The sequence below is a fragment of the Vibrio sp. 2033 genome (genome assembly GCF_033339735.1).
The window spans coordinates 1-995 of sequence record NZ_JAWOVC010000128.1 but is presented as its reverse complement, the minus strand read 5'-3'; the positions used below and the strand labels follow the sequence as shown (position 1 = coordinate 995).

The following is a 995-nucleotide window of genomic DNA, read 5'->3' as shown; positions in this document are numbered from 1 at the left end:
TGATAAGTGTTGCCATAACAAACGCAGCAGCAGTATGTCCAGACGGTAAACTATAGCGATCAGAAGGGGTGATAAAAGCAGGTAACAAAGCGCTCAGTTCTTCGGGACGACGGCGTTTAAAGCTGTTTTTTAGCGTCCAGTAAATGGGTAGCTCGACGGTAAATGCCAGCAATCCGGCTAACATAAACCAAGAGCCGTGTTCTTTATCTAAATACCAAGCTAACAGCCCTAAGACGACGTAGAGATGCCCATCTCCACTGTGCGAAACGCCTTTACTGATGTTGGCAACTTGTTGGTTAAAACGGTGCTGAAGACATACGCTAGAGAATGCTAAATCAAACTTAGCGATGGTTGCTATTGGCTGTGTGATTGTCTCAATGGTTCGCATGTGACCTTCCCTTACTTTGACAACGCCTTTGTGTGCAAAGTAGGAGGTTTAAGTGACAGCTACATGACGGGAAGTTGGACAATTAGTGACAAAAGTAGAATGGACGGAATAGCGCACATTGATGTGCCCAACCATACCGTTAAACACATCAATAAAAGCAATAAGAATTACGAAGGGTTAGCTGGTGAGGCTGACGGCGTATCGATATACCAAACTTTGCGTTTTTTGCGGCATGCGCGTAGTGACCCCGTGGTCACATCACCGTCTTTAGTTAACTCATAGCTCAGCGCTCGACAAGTGTAGCTGCCCAGCAGCTCGTGTCGGGCACTCGATACAGAATGAGTCGCTTGCTGAGCATCGAGCAACGGATTCGGTTGAGTCGACAAAATATCGCGATTCACTACGTTGCTGCGTACGTAATCTTGATGCACGTAGCCCTTAATAACGCCTTTTTGTTCAACCAGAATCCAAGGTTCTCCTTCTACTCTCGCCAACGCATTGAACACTTCGCCTTTTTCAAGTTGCCCCAGCTTTGTACTCTCTACACTCGGTTTGGAGCGTAAATTTAACCCCGTTTTTGAACGATAGGAAACATCCATAAACTCCA

The 995-nt window shown here is 46.1% G+C and carries 2 protein-coding genes; both read right to left on the bottom strand.

Translation table 11 applies throughout. The features are described 5' to 3' along the window. A partial coding sequence (locus tag R7P74_RS25090) for a phosphatase PAP2 family protein (protein WP_318123355.1) occupies positions 1-388 on the bottom strand: 388 nt, incomplete at its 3' end. A gap of 167 nt (positions 389-555) precedes the next feature. Further along, on the bottom strand, positions 556-995 hold a 440-nt coding region (locus R7P74_RS25085), incomplete at its 5' end, for an SH3 domain-containing protein (RefSeq protein ID WP_318123353.1).